Source organism: Bacillus sp. JJ783 (genome assembly GCF_036963225.1).
Taxonomy (GTDB): domain Bacteria; phylum Bacillota; class Bacilli; order Bacillales; family Bacillaceae_G; genus Bacillus_A; species Bacillus_A cereus_U.
This window is the reverse complement of the sequence record NZ_JBALMG010000191.1, coordinates 1-2,430: the sequence shown is the minus strand read 5'-3', so window position 1 is coordinate 2,430 and position 2,430 is coordinate 1. Positions and strand designations below refer to the sequence as shown.

Below are 2,430 nucleotides of genomic sequence, written 5' to 3'. Positions count from 1 at the left end.
AATAATCGCCTACTCATAAATTTGATGGGCGATTATTATTTTTTTTTAATAATTTCTTTACTTCATACCATTTTCAAAATGTTTTAATTTAATCACGATATTAATAATAGGTTTTGATGTAAATGACTCTTGCAAGGAATCTCCTAATCTTGGACTTACTGATTTGAAAAAATAAAATTATTATGTCCATCTCAATTACCATTATTTCGGAAAATAATGTGCTATTATATATTCATAATTAACAAAAAATAAGAAAGAAGGGCTTGTTGTGGAAACAAGGATTATGGGAACAGAGAAGAAAATTGATTCAAAATCTCTTTTGGCTTTAGGTTTATTAATTATTTCTGGGATTGTATATCAACTCTTCTCATTTTTAGGGGATAATATGCCCGAAGTATTAGGAATGATTCTTGAAGCTTTATGGAATGTTGCATTATGCGGAATTATAGGATACTATTTTTTAGGGAAAATATCGTTAGATCAATTTAAACATTTTAAGTTTAAGACATTACTTTGGGGTGTGCCTTTAACTATAATCGTGGGTATGGGTTCCAGCTTAATATTCAGCTACATTTTTGAACCTGCAACTAAAAATTCTGTTGCTGGAGTCATAAGTATTTCTATGATTTTATATCGTGTTCCCTTTATGTTAATGGGCGAAGAGTTGCTATGTACTAATATAATTATTGCATTACAAAAATTAGGATTGAAATTTGGCACGGCATCATTAATATGTAGTGTGTTGTTCGCTTTATGGCATATTCCAGCTTATGGTTTTGTGCCAATGCAGTTATTAATAACTATAATCCCAGTTAGATTAGCCCTAAATTATATATGGAAAAATTCAAAAAGTATTTGGATAAGTTGGATTTGTCACCTTATTTTTGACATTATTTCATTTATACCAATGCTTAAATAACGATTTTATTTTTAAGAGGACTTTATTATTTATTTACAGTATAAAGAAAAAGAGCACTCAGCTATTGAGTGCTCTAAAAATATTAATTTTGATTTAAAACATTTTCTTCAAAATACTTTCCCCAATCTGGTCGTCTTCCATCCATATCTGTAAATCCATACTCTCTTCCTAATTCCCATGAACTTAGCGCTCGTCCAGTTTTTTCATGAATATTTGGATCGCTTGCTAAAGCTGTGACTGCTCTCCCAACGAAGAAAGGCGTTTCAGATGCGATAAAATGAGGATCTTGTTTTGCTCCGTCTCGCCAATTCTCCTCTGTTACACCAAATATATCTAACATCGCTTCTGAACGAAGGAATCCTGGACTAACTGCGACAGCTGTAATATTGTGTTGTTCTAAATCTTTCGCCATTGCTTCTGCTAAATGAATTGTTGAGACTTTTGCTAAACTATAGTATAAATTGCCTCGGTATTGATAATCGACACCATCTGTAATTTCAATTACAAGTCCCTTTTTATTATTTACCATTAATGGTACACCGTAATGGCTTGTCATTATATGAGAATGAACAGCTCTTTGTTGCATGAGTAGTCCGTTATGTAAGTTGTGTTCCCAGAAAGGTTTCTCCCATTCTGTTAAAGGATCGCCGCCCCAAACATCGTTTACTAAAATATCAAGCTGTCCATTTTGTTCTTCTTGAATCTTTGTAAATAAAACTTTAATATCTTCTTCTATTGTATGGTCAACACGAACTGCGATTCCGATTCCGCCTTGCTTTGTTACAAGCTCTGCCGTTTCTTCAATCGTTTCTGTTCTTCCCATACAGGATAGATTCCCTTTTGTACTTCTTCCTGTTACATATACAGTTGCTCCAGCTTCTCCAAGCATCATCGCAATACCTCTTCCAGCACCTCTTGTTGCTCCGGCCACAACTGCTACTTTACCTTGTAATGGTTTCATTTTATTCACCTTCATTTTTATAATTCAACTTTATAACTTGGGGTATATGCTTTCTTTCATACTTCCTCGTATAGATTTCGCTATTTGGAGTAACTAATTGTAACGTAATGTCACCACAAACGCCATTTGCAATTTCAAATTCACCTTGTTCATTTGAAATACTACGTTCCTTACTTTCAATTGAATCCTCATAAATTTTCACATTTGATATAGGTTCGTTATTTTGATCTACGATTATACCTCTTGAATACATACCAACTGCTATGCATTGATCATCTTCTATATAATATTTAGTAACTACCATCGCTCCAATTACTATAGTAATACATATAAACAAGGTTATTAATTTGTGTCTCACAACAAACCTCCTTATTCGTATTATTCTTTTTTAAATTGAAAATTTAGACGTTGTGATTGTTTGATTTCCTCAATTACTTTGCGTATACCTTCTTCTATCTGATTTTCTTTTACATTCGATACATTTAACTTTAACAGTCTTTCTTTAGGAAAATCCCTTAGATAATTTTTATCAATAGTATCAATATTTATT

3 protein-coding genes and 1 pseudogene are annotated in these 2,430 nt (G+C 32.2%); 1 reads left to right on the top strand and 3 read right to left on the bottom strand.

Annotated elements, in window-relative coordinates; genetic code table 11:
- The first annotated feature begins 268 nt into the window (after positions 1-268).
- Entirely contained in the window at positions 269-919 is a 651-nt protein-coding gene (locus V7038_RS27510; protein ID WP_070139334.1) for a CPBP family intramembrane glutamic endopeptidase, read from the top strand.
- An 82-nt stretch (positions 920-1,001) separates the two neighbouring features.
- Here the strand turns inward: V7038_RS27510 and V7038_RS27505 are convergent, their stop codons facing one another.
- From V7038_RS27505 to V7038_RS27495, 3 genes and pseudogenes are all read right to left on the bottom strand, one after another.
- Positions 1,002-1,880, bottom strand: a complete 879-nt coding sequence (locus V7038_RS27505; RefSeq protein WP_199659423.1) for an SDR family oxidoreductase — start codon at positions 1,878-1,880, stop codon at positions 1,002-1,004.
- A 1-nt stretch (position 1,881) separates the two neighbouring features.
- On the bottom strand, positions 1,882-2,238 hold the full coding sequence (locus V7038_RS27500; protein WP_002085386.1) for a carboxypeptidase regulatory-like domain-containing protein: 357 nt from the start codon (positions 2,236-2,238) through the stop codon (positions 1,882-1,884).
- Positions 2,239-2,258: 20 nt separating this feature from the next.
- Positions 2,259-2,430: pseudogene (locus V7038_RS27495) on the bottom strand (PLP-dependent aminotransferase family protein); the annotation flags it as partial.